The organism is Clostridium aminobutyricum, from assembly GCF_017255415.1.
Taxonomy (GTDB): Bacteria; Bacillota; Clostridia; order Peptostreptococcales; family Anaerovoracaceae; genus Aminipila; species Aminipila aminobutyrica.
This window is the reverse complement of record NZ_JAFJZZ010000001.1, coordinates 1,048,451-1,072,888: the sequence shown is the minus strand read 5'-3', so window position 1 is coordinate 1,072,888 and position 24,438 is coordinate 1,048,451. Positions and strand designations below refer to the sequence as shown.

The 24,438-nt window shown below is 40.4% G+C and carries 19 protein-coding genes; 16 read left to right on the top strand and 3 right to left on the bottom strand.

Annotated elements, in window-relative coordinates:
• Nucleotides 1-132: 132 nt before the first annotated feature.
• From nuoE to JYB65_RS05145, 5 genes are all read left to right on the top strand, one after another.
• Nucleotides 133-645: an NADH-quinone oxidoreductase subunit NuoE gene (nuoE, locus tag JYB65_RS05165; RefSeq protein ID WP_206581523.1), complete on the top strand. Its 513-nt coding sequence runs from the start codon at nt 133-135 to the stop codon at nt 643-645.
• A gap of 13 nt (nt 646-658) precedes the next feature.
• A complete protein-coding gene (locus JYB65_RS05160; protein WP_206581522.1) occupies nt 659-2,407 on the top strand; it encodes an NADH-quinone oxidoreductase subunit NuoF in 1,749 nt (582 codons plus the stop codon).
• A gap of 17 nt (nt 2,408-2,424) precedes the next feature.
• Nucleotides 2,425-5,934, top strand: a complete 3,510-nt coding sequence (locus JYB65_RS05155; RefSeq protein ID WP_206581521.1) for an FAD-dependent oxidoreductase — start codon at nt 2,425-2,427, stop codon at nt 5,932-5,934.
• 360 nt (nt 5,935-6,294) lie between these two features.
• On the top strand, nt 6,295-8,145 hold the full coding sequence (locus JYB65_RS05150; protein WP_206581520.1) for an NAD(P)-binding protein: 1,851 nt from the start codon (nt 6,295-6,297) through the stop codon (nt 8,143-8,145).
• A complete protein-coding gene (locus JYB65_RS05145) occupies nt 8,139-9,866 on the top strand; it encodes an NADH-dependent [FeFe] hydrogenase, group A6 (RefSeq protein WP_206581519.1) in 1,728 nt (575 codons plus the stop codon). The genes JYB65_RS05150 and JYB65_RS05145 overlap by 7 nt, the downstream gene beginning before the upstream one ends.
• 122 nt (nt 9,867-9,988) lie before the next feature.
• Here the strand turns inward: JYB65_RS05145 and JYB65_RS05140 are convergent, their stop codons facing one another.
• Nucleotides 9,989-11,455, bottom strand: coding sequence for an aminotransferase-like domain-containing protein (locus JYB65_RS05140; RefSeq protein WP_206581518.1), 1,467 nt, complete (start codon nt 11,453-11,455; stop codon nt 9,989-9,991).
• 152 nt (nt 11,456-11,607) lie between these two features.
• On the opposite strand from JYB65_RS05140, the gene JYB65_RS05135 reads away from it, so the two are divergent.
• The 4 genes from JYB65_RS05135 to JYB65_RS05120 all read left to right on the top strand — a co-directional run bounded on the left by JYB65_RS05135 (nt 11,608) and on the right by JYB65_RS05120 (nt 14,424).
• Nucleotides 11,608-12,222, top strand: coding sequence for a LysE/ArgO family amino acid transporter (locus tag JYB65_RS05135; protein WP_206581517.1), 615 nt, complete (start codon nt 11,608-11,610; stop codon nt 12,220-12,222).
• Between the two features lie 83 nt (nt 12,223-12,305).
• Nucleotides 12,306-12,731, top strand: a complete 426-nt coding sequence (locus JYB65_RS05130; RefSeq protein ID WP_206581516.1) for an EamA family transporter — start codon at nt 12,306-12,308, stop codon at nt 12,729-12,731.
• Between the two features lie 251 nt (nt 12,732-12,982).
• On the top strand, nt 12,983-13,450 hold the full coding sequence (locus JYB65_RS05125) for an NfeD family protein (protein ID WP_206581515.1): 468 nt from the start codon (nt 12,983-12,985) through the stop codon (nt 13,448-13,450).
• A gap of 44 nt (nt 13,451-13,494) precedes the next feature.
• Complete coding sequence (locus tag JYB65_RS05120) at nt 13,495-14,424, top strand: SPFH domain-containing protein (protein ID WP_206581514.1); 930 nt, start codon at nt 13,495-13,497, stop codon at nt 14,422-14,424.
• A gap of 85 nt (nt 14,425-14,509) precedes the next feature.
• On the opposite strand, the gene JYB65_RS05115 is transcribed toward JYB65_RS05120, so the two are convergent.
• Together JYB65_RS05115 and JYB65_RS05110 are read right to left on the bottom strand one after the other, a co-directional pair.
• Nucleotides 14,510-15,289 carry an enoyl-CoA hydratase-related protein gene (locus JYB65_RS05115; protein WP_342366631.1) on the bottom strand — a complete coding sequence of 260 codons (780 nt, stop codon included), beginning with the start codon at nt 15,287-15,289 and terminating at the stop codon, nt 14,510-14,512.
• Between the two features lie 52 nt (nt 15,290-15,341).
• Complete coding sequence (locus JYB65_RS05110) at nt 15,342-16,307, bottom strand: nucleoside recognition domain-containing protein (protein ID WP_206581512.1); 966 nt, start codon at nt 16,305-16,307, stop codon at nt 15,342-15,344.
• A gap of 426 nt (nt 16,308-16,733) precedes the next feature.
• On the opposite strand from JYB65_RS05110, the gene JYB65_RS05105 reads away from it, so the two are divergent.
• From JYB65_RS05105 to JYB65_RS05075, 7 genes are read left to right on the top strand one after another with little or no spacing between them, the layout of a single operon-like run.
• A complete protein-coding gene (locus JYB65_RS05105; protein WP_245156574.1) occupies nt 16,734-18,107 on the top strand; it encodes a DNA recombination protein RmuC in 1,374 nt (457 codons plus the stop codon).
• A 6-nt stretch (nt 18,108-18,113) separates the two neighbouring features.
• On the top strand, nt 18,114-18,809 hold the full coding sequence (locus tag JYB65_RS05100) for a metallophosphoesterase (protein ID WP_206581511.1): 696 nt from the start codon (nt 18,114-18,116) through the stop codon (nt 18,807-18,809).
• A gap of 21 nt (nt 18,810-18,830) precedes the next feature.
• Nucleotides 18,831-20,006, top strand: a complete 1,176-nt coding sequence (locus JYB65_RS05095) for a phosphopentomutase (RefSeq protein WP_206581510.1) — start codon at nt 18,831-18,833, stop codon at nt 20,004-20,006.
• A gap of 47 nt (nt 20,007-20,053) precedes the next feature.
• A complete protein-coding gene (locus tag JYB65_RS05090) occupies nt 20,054-21,358 on the top strand; it encodes a pyrimidine-nucleoside phosphorylase (RefSeq protein ID WP_206581509.1) in 1,305 nt (434 codons plus the stop codon).
• 49 nt (nt 21,359-21,407) lie between these two features.
• Nucleotides 21,408-22,211, top strand: a complete 804-nt coding sequence (gene larE / locus JYB65_RS05085) for an ATP-dependent sacrificial sulfur transferase LarE (RefSeq protein WP_483413776.1) — start codon at nt 21,408-21,410, stop codon at nt 22,209-22,211.
• A gap of 19 nt (nt 22,212-22,230) precedes the next feature.
• Entirely contained in the window at nt 22,231-23,163 is a 933-nt protein-coding gene (locus tag JYB65_RS05080) for an alpha/beta hydrolase (RefSeq protein ID WP_206581507.1), read from the top strand.
• Nucleotides 23,156-24,421: a hypothetical protein gene (locus tag JYB65_RS05075; protein ID WP_206581506.1), complete on the top strand. Its 1,266-nt coding sequence runs from the start codon at nt 23,156-23,158 to the stop codon at nt 24,419-24,421. The genes JYB65_RS05080 and JYB65_RS05075 overlap by 8 nt, the downstream gene beginning before the upstream one ends.
• Nucleotides 24,422-24,438: the final 17 nt, after the last annotated feature.

The following is a 24,438-nucleotide window of genomic DNA, read 5'->3' as shown; positions in this document are numbered from 1 at the left end:
AGAGTATGTATAATTAAAGTAAGTGTAATTATACATCATTTACCTAGTGCGATGAGCGATAGGTTGGAGGGTTACTTAATATTGTAAAAATAATTTATATTATTTCACAATAAGAATAGTAGGAGGATTATTATGTGTGATAAGTGCGGTGGTCATGACCACGACCATACTATGGACTTTAAGGAGCTTGCTCCAGTTCTAGAAAAGTATGGAAAAGTGCCGGGAAGCTTGATTACAATCTTGCAGAAGGCTCAAGACATTTATGGATATTTATCCATGGATGCTATTAATTATATCTCTCAGCAGACGGGAATAAAGCCTGCTAAAATTTATGGTGTTGCTACATTTTATGCACAGTTTAGATTAAAGCCTATCGGTAAATATCTAATCATGTTATGTCAAGGTACAGCATGTCATGTAAACGGTTCAGAGATTATTGAAGAAGCGATCACAGAATTCTTAAATATCAATGATGGTGAAACAACAGAAGACGGTATTTTTACATTGAACAATGTAGCCTGTCTTGGCTGTTGCTCTCTTGCGCCTGTTATGATGGTTAAAAGTGCTGAAGGTGATGAAACTTATGGAAACCTTACTAAGGACAGCGTGAAGGAAATTCTTGCTGAAATTAGAGAAAGAGCATAGGAGGGGAGTAACAATGAAGGTAATAGTTGGACAAGGAAGCTGCGGTGTTGCAACCGGAGCTAAAAAAACAGCTGATGAATTCGTAAAGCAGATTGCTGACAAGAATTTAAATGTTGAAGTAGGCCTTACAGGATGTGTTGGTACTTGTTATCTTGAACCGATTGTTGACATTTATGCTGACAATGGGGAACTAACCAGATACGTAAAAGTACAGCCTGGTATGGTAGCTGAAATTGTTGAAAAGCATCTTGTTGGTGGACAAGCTGTTTCTACATCTTCGATTTCAGAGATAGATGAAAAATTTATTGAAAAGCAGCAGCGAGTAGTTCTTCGAAACTGCGGTCTAATTGACCCTGAAAACATTGAAGAATATATTGCTGTTGGTGGATATGAAGCAACGAAAAAAGTGGTTACTTCTATGACACCTGATGAAGTAATTGAAGAAATAAAGATTTCTGGACTTAGAGGAAGAGGCGGCGCTGGATTCCCTACATGGTTTAAGTGGAATGCTGCAAAATCAAATCCAGGAAAAGATAAATATATCGTATGTAATGCAGACGAAGGAGATCCAGGTGCATTCATGGATAGATCCGTTCTGGAAGGGGACCCCCATTCCTTAATCGAAGGTATGATTATCGGCGGTTTTGCTATGGGCGCAACCGAAGGCGTGATCTATGTTCGTGCGGAATACCCACTGGCCATCCATAGACTGGAAATTGCTATGGCTCAGGCTAGAGAAAAGGGTTATTTAGGAAAGAACGTTTTTGGAAGCGGCTACAACTTTGATTTAAGAATTAAAGCTGGTGCCGGTGCATTTGTATGTGGAGAAGAAACGGCTCTTATCGCTTCCCTTGAAGGTGAAAGAGGTATGCCTCGATTGAAGCCTCCTTTCCCAGCACAGAAGGGTTACTGGCAGATGCCTACAAACATTAACAATGTAGAAACCTTTGCAAATGTTGCATGGATTATTGTGAATGGCGGAGCTGCGTTTGGTGCAATGGGTACTGAACAGAGTAAAGGTACAAAGGTATTTGCGCTTGCTGGTAAGATTAAAAAGGGCGGACTTGTTGAAGTACCTATGGGTCTTCCGCTTAAAGATGTTATTTTTGGAATCGGTGACGGTATTAAGAATGACAAGAAATTCAAGGCTGTTCAGATGGGCGGACCTTCCGGCGGATGTATCCCTGCAGAATTAATTGATACTCCTGTAACGTATGAAGATATCAATAAGACTGGTGCTATCGTTGGTTCCGGCGGTATGATCGTTATGGACGAAGATACTTGTATGGTTGACATGGCAAGATACTTCCTTGACTTCACCAGAAAAGAATCTTGCGGTAAGTGTAACTACTGCCGTGTAGGTACAAAGAGAATGCTTGAAATTCTTGAAAGAATTACAAGAGGCGAAGGGAAGGACGGAGACATTGAACTTCTTGAAGAATTAGCTTACAAGATTAAGGATGGTTCCATGTGCGGACTTGGACAGACTGCTCCAAACCCAGTTCTTACAACGATTAAATATTTTAGAAATGAATATGAAGATCATATTTACAATAAAAAATGTACGGCTAAATCCTGCAAGCCACTTCTTACATTTACGATCACTGATAAGTGTGTTGGCTGTACTTTATGTTCGAGAAAATGTCCGGTGGAAGCAATTACTGGCACAGTGAAAAAACTACACGTAATTGACCAAGCTACCTGTATTAAGTGCGGAAAGTGCCTAGAAACTTGTAAGTTCGGCGCTATTGAGAAAAACTAAGAGAGGGGGAGAAAGATATGAAAAAGTTTAGACTAAACATTGACGGAAAAGAAGTTTATGCAGTTCCTGGACAGACTATTTTGGAAGTTGCAAAAGAAAATGATATTTTTATTCCAACTCTTTGTTTTGATGAGAGAACTGAAATATATGGTTCTTGCGGAATTTGCGTTTGTGAGGTTGAAGGAAATCCTAAGCTTGTAAAGGCTTGTGCTACTGAAATCGCTCCAAACATGGTAATTAAGACAAATACGGAAAGAGTATTGGAATCCAGAAAGACAAACTTAGAACTATTATTATCCAATCACATAGGAGATTGCAGACCTCCTTGCGTACTTGCATGCCCGGCTCAGACTGACTGTCAGGGATATGTAGGATTAATTGCAAATGGTGAATTTGAAGCTGCTATAGAAATGATAAAATCAAAGATTCCTCTACCTGGTGCAATCGGAAGAGTATGTCCTCATCCATGCGAAGAAAAATGCAGAAGAAAGCTAATCGATGGACAAGACGGTGCGATCTCCATCCAATGGTTAAAGCGGTTTGCTGCGGATCAAGATATGTTCGGAGAAGATCCGTTTATGCCGGATATCGAACCGGAGACAGGGAAGAATGTAGCTATCATCGGCGGAGGTCCTCTTGGATTATCAGCTGCTTATTTCTTAAGACAGAAAGGGCACGATGTAACCATTTTTGAAGCTATGCCTAAGCTAGGCGGTATGCTTCGCTACGGGATTCCTGAATATAGACTTCCTAAGGAAGTTTTAGACGAAGAAATCTTCTTAATTGAAAAAATGGGTGTTAAACTTCTGCCAAACACAAAGATTGGCGTAGACATCCAGTTCGAAACAATCAAAGCAGATTTTGATGCGGTGCTTATCGGTATCGGTGCTTGGGTTTCCACTGGTGTTGGATGCAAGGGCGAAGATGCGGAAGGTGTTATCGGCGGTATCGACTTCTTAAGAAAAGTGGTTCGAAACGAAGAAATCAAGCTTGGTAACAATGTGGCAATCGTTGGAGGCGGTAACACGGCTATGGACGCTTGCAGAACTGCCGTAAGACTTGGTGCAAGTAAAGTTTACAATATCTACAGACGTACAAAGGATGAAATGCCTGCTGACCAGATTGAAATCATTGAAGCAGACGAAGAAGGCGTAATCTTTAAGAACTTAACAAATCCAATCGAAATCATCTCAGGGGATGACGGACGTGTAAAGCAAATTCTTCTTCAGGTAATGGAATTAGGTGAACCGGATTCATCCGGAAGAAGAGCGCCAAAGCCAGTGGAAGGCAAGACTGAACTGCTTGATGTAGATACCGTTATTCTTGCGATCGGTCAGGCTGTAGACACTGCTGGATTTGAAGGTGTTGATAAGACAAGAAAGAATGGTATCGCTTATGATAAGGATACCTTCATGACAAGCATCCCTGGTGTATTTGCCGGCGGAGACTGCGGTAACGATAAAATTTCTATTGCGATTGAAGCGATTGCAGATGCGAAAAAGGCTTCCGCTATTATCAATGCTTATCTTGATGGAGAAGTAGTAAAGTATGAAAAGCCTTACGTAGTAGAAAGAGACGATATTAACGAGAAGACTTTCGAAGATAGAGAAAGACAGTGCAGGCCTGAAATGGAACATCTTCATGCCGATGAAAGAAAAGATAACTTTACTGAAGTTGTCCTCGGATACAGTGAAGAACAGGCTATTGCTGATGCTTCCAGATGTTTGGAATGCGGATGCCATGACTATTTCGAGTGTAAGTTGATTGATTTTGCTAACGAATACGGAGTAAAGCCTGCACGGTTTGCAGGAGATAAGAATAAGATTGAATTTGAAGATGATCATCCATTCATTCTTAGAGATCCAAACAAGTGTATTCTTTGCGGACTTTGCGTAAGAGTTTGTGACGAAGTAATGGGCGTTGGCGCATTGGGACTTGTTCACAGAGGTTTTGATACAGTAGTAAAACCTACTCTTGAAAAGCCATTGCTTGAATCCGGTTGTGTATCTTGTGGTCAGTGCGTAAGCGTGTGTCCAACTGGTGCAATTCAGGAAAGAGTAACCATGACAAAGGCTGTTCCACTTGATACAGAATGCACAGAAACTACTTGCTCATACTGCTCTGTTGGCTGTACTCTTGATCTTGAAACCTATGGAGACCTACTTGTTAAGGCGAACCCTGCAAAAGAAGGCATCGTAAATGAAGGTCTTGCTTGCGGTAAGGGTAAGTGGGGATTTGATTGCTCCATGCTTGAAGACAAGATCGTTGAGCCGATGATTAAGGACGGCGAAGGCTTCAGAACTACTGATTATCATGAAGCAATAGTTCTTATTGCAAAGAAGGCTCAATCTATTGCTGCAAGATATGGCAAGGATGCAGTAGCAGTAGCAATTTCCGACAGATATACGAATGAAGAAGCTTATGCGATTAAAAAGATGGCAGCAGAAATCGGAGCAAAGACTCTTTGCTTCAATAACCGAAAGAGCGGTATCGCTTCTGTTATTGGACAGGATGCTTCTCCAAATACCATTAACGAATTACTATCAACCGATGTGATTCTAGTAACAGGATTTAACACAGTATTAAATCCAGTAATTCAGCTTAAGATTAAACAGGCTGCAAAGAACGGCGCAAAAGTTATTCTTGTGAACCCTGTTGGATTTGAACAGCATTTTGAGTTTGCGACTAAGGTAGTATATACAGAAAATAGTACCTCTGTTCTTAAGGAAATCGCAAAGGCATTGCTTGATATGGGTAAGACTTCAAAAATTGAAGGCTTTGATGAATTTGCAGCAAGCTTAAAAGATGTAACGGTTGGCGCTGACGCAGCTCAGATTGCAGAACTGTATGCAAAGGCTAAGAAAGCTATGATCGTATTCCAGCAGAACTTTGCAACAACAGAAGCCGCTACCTTAATCGCTGATATCGCATTGCTTTCCGGCCATATCGGTACACCAAGAGACGGTATTCTTCAGGTGAAATCCAAGAATAACTCTCAGGGTATCATTGATCTTGGAATTAAAGCAGGCGCTGAAGCGATGGAAGGCGTAAAAGCACTTCTAGTATTCGGTGAAGATCCGGATGTTGATGTAAGCGGACTAGAATTCTTAATGGTAAGTGACATCTACATGACAAATACTGCTGCGAAGGCTGATGTGATCATCCCTGCTACAGGATTTGCAAGCGTAGACGGAACCTATACAAACACTGAAAGAAGATTACTGCCGGTAGCTGCTGCTATCTTCGAAGGTGTTGATTTAACAAACTGGGAAATCGCTGCTGAAATCGCTCATGTATACGAAGTAGAATTCGGTTATGATGATACATTTGATATTTCAGTTGAAATGGACGATGCTCTTCCAAGATACAAGTATGCCGAAGTAGGCGAAGTATTCGGCGGAACATTAGCTCCGGTTGATGCGAAGTTTGTAGTAGTTGGTGATACAGCATTTGTTGCACCGATGAAAAATACAGATGATTTAATGAACATCATTTCAGCAAGACTTCCAAAGGCAGTTGAAATCTAATAACGGTAAAATATAAAAATATGCTTTTCGTAAAAACCCCATCGGCGTTTGCCGGTGGGGTTTTTTATATCTGTACTTCATGAGCGGGAGGGTCTGATGTAGTGCTGAGATAAGATTATCGAATGATCCTATAATTTAAAACTATAGCAAATTAAACGAGCAAAATAATAGTTAAATAATAAATAAACATATTAAGTCTACCTGAAATAGAGGTAGAGCTTATATATTCTAAAAGTTAAAAATATAACGCTTGAAATATAAAAAGTCACCGAATAAAATAGAGGACAAATTGTTTTTATGTAGAATTGTTAATGAGATTAATAAGAAATCAGCAAGCAGTAAAGTGAAGGGGTGAAACAGATGAGTAGGCTAGATATTAAAACCCGTGACAGAGCACAAAGGGCAGTAGAGGGTCTTTATAAAGATCTTGAAAGAAGGATTATTGCGAGTCCTCCGGGACAATGTCCTGTAGATATGGCAGCATCTTTTTTAAAGCTATGTCATGCACAGTCATGTGGTAAATGCGTGCCATGCCGTGTAGGCTTGGGACAATTATTGAATCTTATTGACGAAGTTTTGGATTTAAGTGAAGATGTCTCACTTGATACGATTCCATTAATTCAGAGAACAGCGGAAGCGATTCGGGACTCTGCGGATTGTGCGATAGGCACAGAGGCCGCCAATATGGTACTTCGAGGTTTAATCGGATTTAGAGAAGATTATGAAGAACATATTGTAAGGCATAGATGTACTGAAAGCATTCAGAAACTAAAGCAGCCCGTTCCTTGTGTCGCTTTATGCCCGGCAGGAGTGGATGTGCCGGGATATGGAGCACTGGTATACGAGGGGAGATATGCGGATGCAGTTAAATTAATCAGAAAAGATAATCCTTTTCCAACGGTATGCGCTTTAATATGCGAGCATCCATGTGAAGCAAGATGCAAAAGAAATTTGATTGATGCTCCTGTTAATATCAGAGGCTTAAAAAGGTATGCAGTAGACCATTGCGGAACTGTTCCGGTTCCTGAAAAAATGGATGACACAGGCAAAAATGTTGCAATTATCGGAGGTGGACCAAGCGGCCTTTCTGCTGCCTATTATTTAGCTATAATGGGTCATAAGGTAACTGTTTATGAAAAAAGAAATCACCTGGGAGGCATGCTCCGATATGGTATCCCTAGTTACAGGCTTCCGAGAGAGCGTCTTCAATTTGATATTGATGCAATCCTGTCAGCAGGTGTTGCTATGGAAACAGGCTATGATATCAACGATGTTAAAAATATTACGGAACTGAGAGAAAAGCATGATGCCGTGTATATCTCGATTGGTGCACATACGCATAAAGAAATTGGAATTGAAGGAGAGTATTCCCGCGGTGTCTTATCTGCGGTAGAAATGCTTCGAAGTATCGGCGATGATACCATGCCTGACTTTCTTGGGAAAGCGGTTGTTGTCATAGGCGGCGGAAATGTAGCAATGGATGTTGCAAGAACGGCTAAAAGATTAGGAGCAAGCGAAGTCAGTATTGTGTACAGAAGAAGAAGAGACGATATGACGGCTCTTCCCGATGAGATCGAGGGAGCCATTGCGGAAGGCTGTCAATTATTGCAGCTAAAGGCACCGGCGAGAATAGAAAGTGACGAAGCCGGAGAGGTAAAAGCTTTATGGGTAAAGCCTCAGATTGCAGGCGAAGCAGACCCTTCTGGCAGACCAAAACCTGCGGATGCACAAGCCCAGCCGGAACGCATCCCATGTCACATTATCATTGCTGCTATCGGTCAGGGAATTGATGCAAAAAGCTTTGAAAAATATGGAATCCCTGTGAACAGGGGAAATATTAAAGCAGATGCTTCCAGCGGAATCGAGAATATTTTAGGTGTATTTGCGGGAGGAGATTGTGTAACAGGCCCGTCCACAGTAATTAATGCCATTGCTGCAGGGAAAGTAGCTGCTGCTAATATTGACACGTATCTTGGCTATCACCATGCAATAGAGTGTGATGTCGAAATCCCGGAGGCCGGAAGTCTGGATAAAAAACCTTGCGGAAGAGTAGAGCTTAAGATGCGATATGCAGGAGAAAGAGGCTCAGACTTTGAGGAAATAGAACAAGGGATGACCGAGGAAGAGGCAAAGCAGGAGGCCATGAGATGTCTGCGCTGTGATCACTTTGGCCTTGGTTCCTTTAAGGGAGGAAGAGAATTGCAATGGTAAAATTAATGATAGACGGACAGAAAATTTCTGTTCCGGCAGGAACGACAATATTGGAAGCAGCTCTCGAAGTAGGTATTCATATTCCGCATTTATGTTATTTGAAGGATCTAAATGATATCGGTGCCTGCAGAGTCTGTACTATTGAAATTGAAGGCATAGATAGGTTGGTTACAGCTTGCAATACAAAGGTTGAAGCAGGAATGACCATACATACAAACAGCCCAAAAGTAAGAGCCACCAGAAAGACCAATGTAGAACTGATTCTTTCTGATCATGACTGCAAGTGTGCAACGTGTGTTAGAAGCGGCAATTGCAGCCTTCAGAAAATTGCCAATGATTTAGGAATCCTAAGCGTTCCGTATAAAACGGTTCATGAAAAAAATCGGTGGAATAAAAACTATCCTCTTATTCGAGATGCTTCAAAATGCATTAAATGTATGAGATGCATACAGATATGTGATAAGACTCAAAATCTTCAGGTTTGGAATATATCGGGAAGCGGCTACAGAACGACTGTAAGTGTATCGGAGAATAAGAACATCAAAGAAGCAAATTGTGCTTTATGCGGTCAGTGTATCACTCACTGCCCGGTGGGGGCTCTGAGAGAGCGGGATGATACTTCCGATATGTTTGAAGCATTAGCGGATCCGAATAAGATTACAATGGTTCAGATTGCACCCGCTGTTCGAACGGCATGGGGCGAAGGTATCGGCTTATTTAAAGAAGAAAGCACCTTGGGAAGGCTTGTCAGTGCACTCCGAAGAATGGGGTTTGATTATATCTTTGATACGACCTATTCTGCGGATCTGACTATTATGGAAGAAGGCACTGAATTTCTTGAACGGTTCCAAAATGGAGATCAGCACAAATGGCCGATGTTTACGTCCTGCTGTCCAGGGTGGGTTCGATTTGTAAAATCTCAGTATCCGGAAATGGTTGACAACTTATCGACGGCAAAATCACCGCAGCAGATGTTCGGGGCGATGTCAAAAACGTATATCGCACAAAAACTAGGCATACCGGCGGAAAAGATTTTCTCTGTTTCCATTATGCCTTGCCTATCCAAAAAATATGAGAGAGGTGTTGAAATAATCAATGCCTCCGGTCATGGAGCAGATGTTGATTTAGTTCTTACTACAAGGGAAATTGATCGAATGATTCGAGCGGATCATATACAGCCGGATGATTTGAAGGAGGAGCCCTTTGATGAAATGTTCGGTGAAGGCTCTGGTGCCGGCGTCATATTCGGAGCGACAGGCGGAGTGATGGAGGCTGCCTTGCGAAGTGCCTATTTCCTGCTTACCAAGAAAAATCCGAATACCGAAAGCTTTCGGAAAGTGAGAGGGATGGAAGGCTGGAAAGAGGCTGTCTTTGAAATAGAGGGCATTGCTGTAAAAGTTGCTGTTGTAAGCGGGCTAGGCAATACTCGTAAGCTGATTGAAGCCATTAAAAAAGGGGAAGCTTCTTATGATTTCGTAGAAGTGATGGCCTGTCCCGGAGGATGTACCGGAGGGGGAGGTCAGCCAATTCACGATGGGGAAGAATTGGCTGAAGATCGAGGGAAAATTCTTTACGGTCTGGACAGCACATCGAATATACGATTTTCCCATGAAAATTCGGCAGTGCTAAAAACCTATGAAGAATTTTTAGAGAAACCAAATTCAAAAAGGGCGCATGAACTGCTGCATACAAGCTTAAGGGATTGGGACTTAGATGCATAATAAATGCTTAAACAGAGTGAAGCAAACCAAATAAAATAAAGCCTGATAAAAGGGGTTGTCTTGAAATAGATTGTGTATTTATCTGGACAACCCTTTTGCCATCGTTTAAAATAAATTTTATTTTAGGTCATGAGCGAGGTTACTAAATCGGCTACTATTTTTATAGCTTTTTCAAAATCAGCAGGAGAAGCATAGGCATAGGAAAGCCGTAAAGAATTGCTGGTTGCGAAATCATACACATTGCCCGGGTTTAGGAGAATCTTATTTTCCAGGGCTTTCTGAAACAACCGATCAATGGAAATCACTTTTCTAAAGCGCAGCCAAATATAAAATCCTCCGTTCGGAACGTTCCAATCTGCTAAATCGCTTAAATACCTGTTTAGAACATCAATCGCTAAATCTCGTCTTGATCGAAGTTCCTTCTTTAAATCCAGAATATAATCATCGTAATAACCGCTTTCAAAAAATTCCGTCAGTGCCCATTGAGAAACAGAACTGGCTCCATAATCCACTTGCATTTTTACATCACCAATCCGATCGACTACGGATTCGGGCCCAATGAGCCAACCGATCCGAAGACCGGGGGCAAAGGTCTTAGAGATGGTACCTAAATATAATATCATACCGTTTTTATCCATTGCTTTTATAGGTGCTGGAGGCTCTTGGTCAAACCATAACTCTCCATACGCGTTATCTTCAATCATGGGCAGCCGATTCACCCTGCAAAAATCAAATAAGCTTTTACGGCGTTCTTCCGGCATAACAATACCAGTCGGGTTTTGATGGGTAGGAATGGTATACAGCAAGGAACCATGCAAGACTTTTTTTATCTGCCAATACATTATCCCCTGACCATCCATCGGAACTCCTGAGAGCTTCATTCCGGCTGATTGAAATACTTGTAAAGATTTTAAATAAGTAGGTGCTTCCGTAAAGATGGTGGAACCGGGGTTTAACATGCACACAGAAATGAGCTGAAGTCCCTGTAAAGCACCGGAGGTAATTAATATAGTAGACGGAGGGGCATCAATACCTTGTTTTGCTAAACGTTTTGACAAACTGTTTCTCAACTCAGGCAGTCCAAGGGAACCCAGATAATTTAATGACGGAATTTTAGAAGGAAGCTTCCGAAAAACTTTATTCATCAGTTGATGCGGGAATAACTCCGGAGAAAGTTCTCCTGTCCCGATACGGATATAGCTGGATTCGAATTCCAACTTATTAATGGTCTGAATGGTAGGCAGGTTTGATTTGAAGGAGCCGGAATGAATATATTTATTCCAATCAGGAGGGGCAGCCATCAATATCGACCAAGTATTACTTGCGACTTTTGTACCCCCTCCAAATTCGCTTTCAAGCATGCCATAAGAAATTAATTCATCCATAGCCGCAACGATAGTACTGCGGTTTACCTTGAAGATCTCAGCCAGTTTTCTCTGAGAAGGCAATTTTTTACCGACAACCCAATCCCCTGAGGATACCTTACTGCTTATATACTCGATGATTTGCTTGTATATAGGCGTTGCTGCGGTTTTATCGGGCTGCCAGTCTATGTCAACAAAAGAATTTAATTCATTTAAGCCTGTCATAAGTTTTTTCCTTTCATCGTGATATATTTACTGTAAACTTGGTTGCATAAAATGTCAATGCTTGGATGGGTACAAATGCTCTAAACTCCCATATATTAATACTATAAAAAATAAACTTGGTTGGGATAAAAAGATGCTGGAAAGGGTAAAAAATGATTTATTATTTGCAAGGATTATCCATGGGGCTGGCTTACGTAGCACCTATCGGATTACAGAACTTATTTGTGATTAATACGGCGTTAACGCAAAGTAAAAATAGAACGCTGATGACAGCCTTTATTGTTATCTTCTTTGATGTGAGTTTAGCGCTGGCTTGTTATTTCGGAGTTGGTGCGGTCATGGAGCAGTCAAAGAGGCTGGAGATGCTGATACTTCTGATCGGAAGTATACTTGTCATTTATATAGGAATCGGTTTAATAAGAGCGAAATCTACATTCGGTGCAACTGCGAATGTGAATGTACCGCTGTATAAAGTAGTCTCAACCGCTTGTATTGTGACTTGGTTTAATCCGCAAGCGCTAATCGATGGCAGTATGATGCTCGGCGCCTTTAAAGCAACGTTACCGAACGGTCAAGATGGCAGTTTTATTTTTGGTGTGGCTTCTGCTTCATTTATATGGTTTCTAGGAATTGCGTTGATCATCTCCATATTTCGTGCACAAATAACGAATAGGGTTCTTCGGATGATTAATCTAACCTGCGGGATTGTAATCATTTTTTATGGGGCAAAGCTTGCTTGTAATTTCATAGGGCTGTTAATGGGCTAATGCTGATAATTGTAAATAGCTGTAAACCGTATTATAATAGATAGAATGAACGCATCATTGATAGATTTTTCTTGGAGGATTTTATGCTGAATTATTACGTACCGATTATTGTTGTTGTGGCCGCAAACACGCTGTATCATATTTGCGCAAAGGCAGTACCTCAAGGAGTAAATGCGTTTGCCAGTTTGATAGTAACATACTTGACGGCCGCTTTTATCTCTTTCATTATATTCTTAGTGACAAGTCAAAACAAAAATATTTTAATTGAAGTAAAAGAATTAAATTGGGCTTCTTTGCTGTTGGGATTTTCGATTGTTGGGCTGGAATTTGGATTTCTATTACTCTATAGAGTCGGATGGAATATCAGCATCGGTTCTCTGGTATGTAACATCGTCTTGGCCGTCGTGTTGATCATTGTAGGCGTGTTGGTATATAAAGAACATATCTCTATGAATCAGGTGATTGGAATCGCTCTTTGTATAGGTGGGCTTATATTTATCAATAAATAAGTTATCAGAAATAAAAGGAACTTGTAGAGGGTTCCTTTTATTGTTATTATATATTATATAGAAAATATCGTTTACGATATTGATTTCCATAAAAAGCGACGATTTAAACCGTGAGCGAATGGGGGCTATAAACGCCTCGCAGAGGTTTTGTGACAAAAAAAGGTGACTATCTGTAATATAAAGATAATATTTCCAATATTTATGTTTATGATATACTAAGAAGATGAAGTATCTTCGAAAGGGGGAAAGAAATGACAATAGTATCAATAGGAGATTTAATTACTTCATTCAATCCATCGATCGTGTGGGTAATTTTAGCTTTGATATTTGCGATTATTGAAGCGTTTACGATGGGACTGACGACGATTTGGTTTTGCGGAGGTGCTGTAGTAGCCTCCTTATTGGCTATGGTGAATGCACCTATCGGTGTACAAGTAGCAATGTTCCTTATCGTATCGTTTGTATTGCTATATTTTACCAGGCCAATTGCACAGAAAAAATTAAAAGTTGGCTCGGAAAAAACAAATGCAGAAGCCCTTATCGGGAAAATAGGGTTTGTTACACAGACAATTCAGCCGTTTTCAACCGGACAGGTTAAGTTGGAAGGGAAAGAATGGACAGCGATTGCAGAGGATAGGAGCATAACTATTGAAAAAGGGTCAAAAGTGGTTGCTGTAAAAATCGAAGGGGTTAAGCTGGTAGTTGTTCCGGAACAGTAAGAAGCGGAAAAGCACAGCACAAATGAGAGAGGAGAATAATTAGTATGTTTGAATTTATTTCAGGAATCATATTACTGTTAATTGTGATCGTTTTATTAGTAACAAATATTAGAGTCGTTCCTCAGGCGAGAGCGTACGTTGTTGAACGGCTTGGTGCATATAATGCAACATGGGAGGTAGGTCTTCACTTTAAGATTCCTCTAATTGATAAGATTTCAAAAAAGGTTTCTTTAAAGGAGCACGTTATTGACTTCCCACCGCAACCGGTTATCACAAAGGACAATGTTACTATGGAAATAGATACAGTTTTATATTTCCAGATCACAGATCCAAAGCTGTATACTTATGGAGCAGAAAATCCTATGGCGGCTATTGAAAATCTTACCGCTACAACACTTAGAAATATAATTGGTGAGTTGGAACTTGATGGGACGCTTACGAGCCGTGAACTTATAAATACAAAGATCCGAGTAGTTCTTGACGAAGCAACAGACGCTTGGGGTATCAAAATCAACAGAGTAGAGGTTAAGAATATTGTTCCGCCTAGAGACATTCAAGTGGCTATGGAAAAGCAAATGAGAGCAGAAAGAGAAAGAAGAGAGGCTATCATTAGAGCAGAGGGTGAAAAGAATTCCGCAATCCTTATTGCAGAAGGTCATAAGGAAGCAGTTATTCTTGAAGCTGAGGCGCAGAAACAGGCAGCTATCAGATCTGCAGAAGGTGAAGCAGAGGCTATCTTAATGGTTCAAAAGGCGACTGCTGATGGTATTAAGATGTTAGTTGAATCCCAGCCCAATAAAGAGGTTCTTGCGCTTAAGAGCATGGAAGCCTTTGCAGCAGCAGCAAATGGTAGGGCAACAAAGATTATCATTCCTTCTGAGATACAGGGAATTGCTGGTCTGGCGACATCCTTTGCCGAATTAGTAAAGGAAGATAAAATACCGGAACTGAAACCAATAGAAAAGAAAGCATAAAAAAAAGCCTAGTTCATGATTGAACTAGGCTTCTATTTTTTATAATGTAGGAAATATCGCTTGCGATATAGACGAAGGTAAGCTCTTATTTATTTTGGAAGTTTGGTGTTCTTTTTTCTAAGAATGCGCTCATTCCTTCTGTTTTATCCTGTGATGCGAAAGAAGCTGTGAATGCTTCTACTTCTAAAGCACTTCCGGCTCTCATGTCCATATTGTATCCGTTGTTGATGGTAGTCTTAGTGATAGCAATGGCAATAGGAGCTTTAGCCAAAATTGTCTTGGCAATTTTTTCAGCAGCGTCAATTAGTTCTTCTGCAGGAACTACTTTTTCGACAAGGCCAATTCTGTACGCTTCTTCAGCATTAATCATATCTGCTGTCATGATCAAATACTTAGCCATACTTTTACCTACTAATCTTGGCAGTCTTTGAGTACCGCCAAAACCTGGAATAATTCCTAAGTTTACCTCAGGTTGTCCAAACTTTGCTTTTTCGGAAGCTACTCGAATGTCACAAGCCATCGCAAGTTCACAGCCACCGCCTAAAGCAAATCCGTTGATAGCAGCAATAACCGGTTTTTCAATCGCTTCGATGTAGTTCATCACTTTATGGCCGGTTGCTATCATCGTTCTTCCGCCGATAGGGTCGATGGCATGCATTTGGGCAATATCTGCACCAGCTACGAATGCTTTTCCTTCACCGGTAACGATTGCAGCCCGGATTTCTCCATTCTTTTCTACTTCTGTAAATGCTTCATATAATTCGTTTAATACTTCAACATTCAAAGCATTCATTGCTTTTGGCCTGTTAATCGTAATATACGCTATGTTTTCCTTTACTTCAAATTTCAAATTCTCGTACATAATAACTCTCCCTTTAAATAAAATTTACTCTTTTAATAATAACACTATAACCTATTTATGGCAACATCAACAATAGAGATAATCCTTTTCCTACTAGAATGGAAAGTATTAAACTACTGAACCAAATGTTCATGGAAAATAAAAATTTCTCGTATTTGAAAAGGACAATCATGGAGGCCAGACATGGAACAAATAGCGTAAGCATTACGATACAAGTAAATATTTGGGCAGGAGTAAACACGCCATTTTCAAAAATAGCCAGCAGACTCGCAGCACCCAAATCTTTTTTGATAATACTAAGTATAAAAATAGTAGCGGCTTCTTCCGGCAAATGTAGAAAATTGCAAATGAGCGGTGAAGTCAGCTGACAAAGAGCCTTAATAAACCCAAAGAAACTTAGCACAGATATAATTACATTTCCTATAGCAAAAGGAATTGCTGTCTCCTTTAAAAAACGAACGCCTAACAAAAAAGAATTCTTTATCAGAAGAAACGTATTAGGGAATTGAAGACGAACACGTTTATGAAAGGACCGCTCTGCTTGTTTGCCGGGCATAAAAAGAAAATTGAGCAGCCAGCCTATCAATAGAGATAGAAAAAGGATCATCAGTATATAAACTAGGAGATAATGAGGACTTACTTTAAATACTAAGATCGTATTGATGACCAGCTGTGCAGAGCAAGGGATCGTGATGCACAAAAGTGCTTCGGCAATTCGTCGTTCCCTTTTTTGAAGCTTGACTAATTGAAGCGATCCTAATGCCACTGTAATGCAGCCAAATCCAAGAAAAAAAGAAAGAATAGAGTTGCTGGAGAGTCCGATTTTGCCAAGAGGTTTATCGAGACGGGAGGAAAGCATATCCAAGAAATTAGACTCTATTAAAAAAGCTTGTAACAGGTAGAAGGATGTTATAATCGGAAATAAGATTTTAAAGAGGAAAGACGGAACCGTTGTTAAAAGACCGAATTCTCCAAATAAGATATATTGGATCAGTGACATAGTGTCATAGCTTATACTCATTTTTATCTTTTTAAACTCCCATAAATTGTGCTATACTGAACACATCCGTTGAATCCGGCGTTGCCTTTTTGCCCCAAGCTTGCTTGGCAAGGCAAAACGGACAGCGTAGCAAGCGCAGCTTGCGTAGGAGTCCCTAAAAGGGACGTTGCCTTTTTGCCCCAAGCTTGCTTGGCAAGGCAAAACGGACAGCGTAGCAAGCGCAGCTTGCGTAGGAGTCCCTAAAAGGGACGTTGCCTTTTTGTCCCAAGCTTGCTTGGCAAGGCAAAACGGACAGCGTAGCAAGCGCAGCTTGCGTAGGAGTCCCTAAAAGGGACGTTGCTGTAAGGAAATGTTCATTGAATCATGCGGCGACGCAGCTTGTATGGTATAATTACCATGTTAAATATATGCAGAACAAAGACGTTACAGAATAGAGGAATAGATTTTATGGGAACAATAGAAACAATGCTTTTCATGCTGATTGTCATTTTAATAATAATCGCTTTGGGTTTGATTTTTTCATTGAAAAGGCAATTAAGTGATTTAAAAAGTCGTGGAAACGAAGACCTGATCGCGGAATTGAAAAACATTCAGAATCAAGAAATTCAACTTGCCATATCACTGGAGAAAGACGTTAAAGAAACGAAACAAGAACTAAATAATGAAATAAAATCTTCCCGACAGGAAACGCTTCAATTTGTTCAAACGAGTTTTGGTGCCTTGGGCGAAATGCTTGCCTCCAATCAGAAGGATTCCGCGGAGGTTCAAGATAAGAGACTCGCGGAATTAAACCGTCAATTTAATGATATGATGATGCAAAATGAACAAAAACTGGAACATATCCGGAAAACGATGGAGACCAGAATTTCGGCATTGCAGGAGGACAATAGCAAGCAGCTGGATCAAATGCGTCAGACAGTAGATGAAAAATTGCAAAAAACGTTGGAAGATCGAATCAGTCAATCTTTTAAACTGGTGAGTGAGAGACTGGAACAGGTTTATCGCGGGCTGGGCGAAATGCAAACACTTGCTTCAGGTGTTGGCGATCTGAAAAAAGTGCTGTCCAATGTTAAGACTAGAGGGATTTTGGGAGAAATACAACTTGGTGCTATTTTGGAACAGATCTTATCCCCTGAACAATATGCCGAAAATATTAACACAAAGCCGCATAGCGCGGAACGAGTAGAATTTGCAATCAAGCTTCCGGGAGATGATGATGGCGTCGTTTACCTTCCGATTGATGCTAAATTCCCAGGCGATACCTATTCGAAACTTGTTGATGCCTATGAAGCGGGCAATCCTACTGACATTGAAGAAGCAGTGAAGAACCTGGAAAAAGCCATTAAAAAGGCGGCCAAAGACATTCATGAAAAATATGTGGAACCACCAAACACGACGGACTTTGCGATTATGTTTTTGCCGTTTGAAGGCTTATATGCGGAAGTGGTTCGAAGAGGCTTAGTGGAAGTGCTGCAAAGAGAATTTAAGATTAATATTGCAGGACCTACGACAATGGCAGCCCTATTAAATAGTTTACAAATGGGTTTTAAGACGTTGGCTATTCAAAAACATTCCAGTGAAGTGTGGGATGTGCTTGGAGCCGTAAAGACGGAGTTTGATAAGTTTGGTGATGTGCTGGCAACTACGCAGCAGCGAATTACGCAGGCAAATGAGGCATTGGACAAGTTAATTGGAACCAGAACAAGAAGCATTCAGAGAAAGCTGCGAGGAGTAGCTACTTTACCGGAACCGGAAAGCAGAGAAATTTTAGAACTGGATGATTTTAAAATTACTGATTATGACATAAATGATGAGGAATAAATATACATGAGGATTTTTGCTATTGCAGATTTGCATTTGTCGTTTGGAGATACGGTTGAAAAGCCGATGGATATCTATGGGGATTTATGGCTGAACCATACGAGCCGATTAAAGGAATATTGGCAAAGTACCATTACGGAAGATGATTTGGTACTTATAGCGGGTGATATTTCATGGGCCTTAAAAATGGATGAGGCGATGGCAGATTTGACGTGGATACATAGTCTGCCGGGGAAGAAAATTATTTCAAAAGGGAATCATGACCTTTGGTGGGCCGGAATCGGTCGGCTGAATAAATTGTTTGAAGATATTACTTTTTTGCAAAATGATTATTATGCTGCGGGTGACATCGCCATTTGCGGGAGCAGAGGCTGGACTTGTCCGGGCAGTGATGACTTTGGCCCCCATGATAAAAAGATTTATGAAAGAGAGTTGCTTCGATTGGAATTTTCTCTTTCCGCTGCAAAAAAAGCGGGATTCGAGAAGATGATCGGGATGCTGCATTATCCGCCTACAAACGATAAACTCCAAGCCTCAGGGTTTACGGAGCTGTTCACAAAGTACGGTGTACAGACTGTAGTTTACGGACATCTTCATGGTCGAGATGGATTTAAAAACGGAATCAAATCAATATTCAATGGTGTACAATACCATTTGACATCATTGGATTATTTGGAATGCAAACCACTTCAGATTTTATAATATTTAAGGGGGATGAAAAAAATGAAAAGAGTAACATTGATCGTAATGGATAGTTTAGGAGTCGGAGAATTGGCGGATGCCGAAATTTATGGGGATCGTGGTGCAGATACCTTGGGGCACATTATAGACCGCATGGGAGAATTTCACATTCCTAATCTAAGAAAGTTGGGATTTGGTAATATTGTAGGAGCTGCAGGAGGCCGATTGATTACAGAAAATCCGATCGGCTCTTTTGGAAAATGTAAGGAAAAATCAAAGGGTAAGGATACCATCACCGGACATTGGGAAATAGCGGGATTGTACACCGAAATACCATTTAAAACATATCCGGATGGATTTCCTGTAGATTTTATGAAGGCTTACGAGGAAGCCATCGGGGTGGAGACTCTTGGAAATTATGCGGCTTCCGGAACCGAAATTATTGAGGAACTCGGACCGGAGCATGAAGCTACAGGTAAGCCGATTGTTTATACCTCTGCAGACAGTGTGTTTCAAATTGCTGCCAATACAGCCGTAATTCCGCTGGAGCGGTTGTATGAAATTTGTGAAATCGCACGAAAAATGTTAGTCGGAGATGTTGCTTGCGGAAGAGTGATCGCCAGACCATATGTTATGGAAAACGGAAAACGGGTTCGAACCTCCGAACGAAAAGATTATGCTGTCTCTCCAACCGGAAAAACAGTTTTGGATAAAGTTTCAGCAACCGGAAAAACGGTTTATGCGATCGGCAAAATCAGTGATATTTTTAACGGAAAAGGTGTAACGACTTCAGTGCATACAGATAATAACATGGATGGCGTGGATAAAACGATCGATGCCTTGAAACAAGATTTTGAAGGATTTATTTTCACAAACCTTGTGGATTTTGATTCCAAGTTCGGACATCGAAGAGACCCGATCGGATATGGAAAAGCCATTGAAGAATTTGACACAAGGCTTCCTGAAATGATGGATGCAATGAGCGATGAAGATGTGTTAATTCTATGTGCGGATCACGGGAACGATCCGACCCATTCCGGTTGGGATCATACGAGAGAACATATTCCTGTTGTGATTTTTGGCAAAGAAATTAAACAAGGAACAGATTTAGGCGTTCGAGAATCCTTTGCAGATATCGGCGCGACTATTGTTGACATATTGGGAGCTGAGAAAACAGAAATTGGAGAGAGCTTCCTAAAGGACATTCTAAAATCATAGTGCTATGATGAATTGGTCGAGCATGTAAGATAAAGGAGGAACAGCCTATGAATATGAACGATATCATCTATAAAAAAAGAGAAGGCGGAAAGCTAGCCAAAGAAGAAATCGACTATTTTGTAAAAGGATATACAGAAGGAAAAATTCCTGATTATCAAATGTCCGCACTGCTGATGGCCATCTTTTTTCAGAAAATGGATCAGGAAGAGACCTATCAGCTGACCAATGCGATGAAGCTCTCCGGTGATGTAGTAAATCTTTCTCAGATACAGGGGATAAAGGTCGATAAGCACAGTACCGGAGGCGTAGGCGATAAGACCACGTTGATAGTAGCGCCGATTGCGGCTGCGTGCGGCGTCCCGATTGCTAAGATGAGCGGCAGAGGACTGGGCTTTACGGGAGGTACTGTAGATAAGATGGAAGCCATACCGGGCTTTCAAACTACTATTGAGGCAGAGAAATTTATCAATTTAGTCAATAAGACAGGAATATCCGTCATCGGACAGACTGCACATATCGCACCGGCAGATAAAAAGATTTACGCTCTTCGTGATGTAACCTCTACAGTAGATAATATGAGCTTGATTTCTGCCAGCATCATGAGTAAGAAACTTGCCTCGGGCAGTGACGCAATCGTGTTAGACGTAAAATGCGGAGATGGAGCCTTTATGCAAACCTTTGAGGATGCTTGTGAGCTTGCACAATGGATGGTTGATCTCGGAAACGCAGATGGAAAGAAAACCATTGCAGTCGTTACCGATATGAACCAGCCGTTAGGAAAAGCGGTGGGCAACAGTCTGGAGGTCATTGAAGCCATTGAGACCTTAAAAGGAAACGGACCTGAAGATATCACAGAACTGTCCCTAACTTTAGCAGGAATAATGATTTTTGCAGGAGGCAAGGCGGTCAGCTGTGAAGAAGGTTATCAGATGGCGGAAAAAGTTCTTCAAAATGGTGAAGCTCTGGAAAAATTAATTCAATTCATTGAAGGTCAAGGCGGGGATTCAAAGGTAGTGAATGATTACAGCCTATTTCCGCAGTATACTTACAAACAGGACATTATCAGTGAACAAGACGGCTATGTGGATAAGATCGCAGCCAGAATAATTGGGCTTGCTTCACAGCATGCAGGAGCAGGAAGAGCAACAAAAGAAGATCAAATTGATTTGTCCGCCGGAATTTATCTGCATAAAAAGGTTGGGGATAAAGTGATAAAGGGGGAAGTTCTTGCCACGGTATATGGAACTGATTCCGAAAAAGTGGCACACAGCGTGGAAGAAGCGGAAAAAGCATTTGCGTTCAGTGCTGCTGAACCGGAAAAACTGCTCTTGATTAAAAAGATTATCCTATAAATCAACATTATTTGCTTTTGTTAGGATGAATCCATTTGGAGGAAGCAATTTGGAAGAAAAATACGAGAGATTAAAGGATTACTTAAGCGGACTAAAAAGTGCAGCAATTGCTTTCTCAGGAGGTGTAGATTCAACTTTCCTACTTTTTGCAGCAAAAGAAGCACTAGGGAACCGGGCAATTGCAATCACAGCAAATTCTGATTTATTTCCTGAAAGAGAGCATAAGGAAGCTCTTGATTTTGCTAAAAAATATCATATGAAACAGATCGTATTTGATGTGGATGAATTTGAGATTGAAGGATTTGCAAACAATCCCGAAAATCGCTGTTATCTTTGCAAGAAAACTATTTTTTCACAAATTAAGAAATTGGCAAAAGAAAATGGGGCACTATATGTAGCAGAAGGTTCCAATATGGATGACAACGGCGATTATCGTCCGGGAATGAAGGCGATTGCCGAATTGGAAATAAAAAGTCCATTACGGCAAGTTGGACTATATAAAGAAGAAATTCGCGAGTTATCCAAGAAATTAGGTTTGCCTACATGGGAAAAACCTTCTTTTGCCTGTTTGGCATCAAGATTTGTTTATGGGGAGAAGATCACCCGAGAAAAATTACAAATAGTAGGAAAGGCGGAGCAATTTTTACTTGATTTAGGATTTCGTCAGGTGAGGGTGAGGCTCCACCATAATATAGCTAGAATAGAAACAGATTCTTTTGAATTGGATCGATTTCTGAATAAAGAAATGCGGGAATTGGTCAATAATAGGTTAAAAGAATTGGGGTTTCAATATATATCTTTGGATTTACAAGGATATCGAACCGGAAGCATGAACGAAGTTATTATCGAATGAAAATCAAAAGGGGAAAATCATGCCGATTAATAAATTTGAGAGGGCTATTTTAAAAGCCATCTCTCATCCGAGCTATGATGTGAAGAAAAGATATCGACTGGAACGTTCTTTAAAAAAGTTAAAAGCACCTTTACTGACCCCTCTCTACAGAAGCTGGGATCAAAAAGTTTTTGAAGGAAAAAGAGAGATATTAACTCGGGTTTTTACTCCGAAAGAAGACATTCCAAAGCATACGATTGTATTTTTTCATGGCGGCGGATGGGTAACTGAAAATATTGATAGCTACAATAATATTTGCAAAAACTTATCGACATACACAAAGAGCAAATTGATTTCCGTTGAATACCGGCTTGCACCGGAACATCCTTTTCCGCAAGGCTTTGAGGATTGTTACGCCGTGGCAAAACAGGTACATCAAATTCAAGCGGAGATTGGAAATTTGCCAGGGAAGATTATTCTTATGGGAGACAGTGCAGGCGGAAATTTAGCAGCAGCTGTTGCCTTAAAAGCAAGAGACAAAGGGGAATTTAATGTGGAGGTACAAATATTGCTGTATCCGGCAACTTATTTTGACCATAGTCCATCCTCACCTTTTGATTCAATTAGGGAGAACGGAACCGGATACATTTTGACCGCCAAAAAGATATGCGATTATATGACGCTTTATAAAAGTACGGATAGAGATTTGTTCAATCCTTATTTTGCACCGTTAATGGCAGACGATTTCAGCAACCAGCCTAGAACCCTCATCATATCGGCGGAATTTGACCCATTGCGGGATGAGGGTGAAGAATACGGGAAGAAATTAATAGAGGCAGGGAATGAAGTAGAGATTTATCGAATGCAGGATGCTTTACATGGATATATGTATTTAGGACCTCGGTATGTACATGTGAAAAAAACGTATGATTTGATAAATCGTTTTTTAAATGAAAGTGAAGGACATGTATAAAGGACAGACTTTAGATTGGTTAAAACTGGATAATGCGGGTAAAATTTTTGCGGCTACAAGCGGAAAACGAAATACGAGTGTATTTCGTTTTTCTTGTGAATTATTTGAGCCGGTAGAAGCAGATACCCTTCAAAAAGCCTTAAATCTTACGATAGAAGAATTTCCACATTTTTTAAGTGTATTGAGAAGCGGCTTATTCTGGTATTATCTTGAAAGCAGTCCTTTAAGACCGACTGTACATAAAGAAAATAGAGGGATCTGCAGTCCGATTTATAATAGAAATATGCACGGATTACTTTTCGATGTCTCATTTTACGAAAATAGAATGAATCTTGAGGTATATCATGCTCTTTCAGACGGCACCGGCGTTTTACATTTTCTAAAGACTCTAATCTGTTATTATTTCAGCCTGTTACATCCTGAACTTGATAATGAAATTTTTTATGTAAAACCGTATAATGCTTCTTTTTCGGGTCGTACGGAAGATAGTTTCCGAAAATATTATGGTGTAGAGAAGCGTACTCGATCTTTAAAGCATTTAAAGGCCTACCGGATTAAAGGAGAAAAGACTTATAGCGGCAATTATCAGATGATAGAAGGCATCATGTCCTGTCAAGCGGTCTTAACACTCGCCAAAAAATATGATGCAACCCTAACTGTATTTTTAGCCGCCTTGTTAATAAAAGCGATTCATAAAGAAAGACACCGGTCGAAAGAAGACAAGCCTATTGTATTGACAGTGCCTGTAGACTTGAGAAAATATTTCCCGTCAGATACCGCCAGAAACTTCTTTGGAAATATCAGAGTGACCTATAATGTGTCCAAAGATGGAGATCAAATTGAAGATCTGATTAGAATGACTAAAATGGGTTTCGCGGAAGAATTGACTGAAAAGAAATTAAATCAGCGATTGAGCCGATTAATGGCTTACGAAAATCATAAAGCTTTAAGGCTTATTCCTTTATTTATGAAAGGATGGATTTTACGTATTGCTAGAAAATTGTCTGATTTAGAAGAGACTACGGTATATTCAAATGTCGGAAATGTCCGATTGCCGGAACCGTTAAAACCTTATGTTCGCCGCATTAATGTATTTGTTAGTACCGGAGGTTTGCAGCTGTGTACATGCTCGTATAGAGACAGTCTAAGTACTACGTTTTCTTCTGTTTTTTTAGATACCAATATACAGAAAAATTTTTACCGCAGCCTCACGGAAATGGGGGTTGAGGTAGAAATCAGAAGTAATGTCGAATATTAGAAGACGTTTCTTCATAC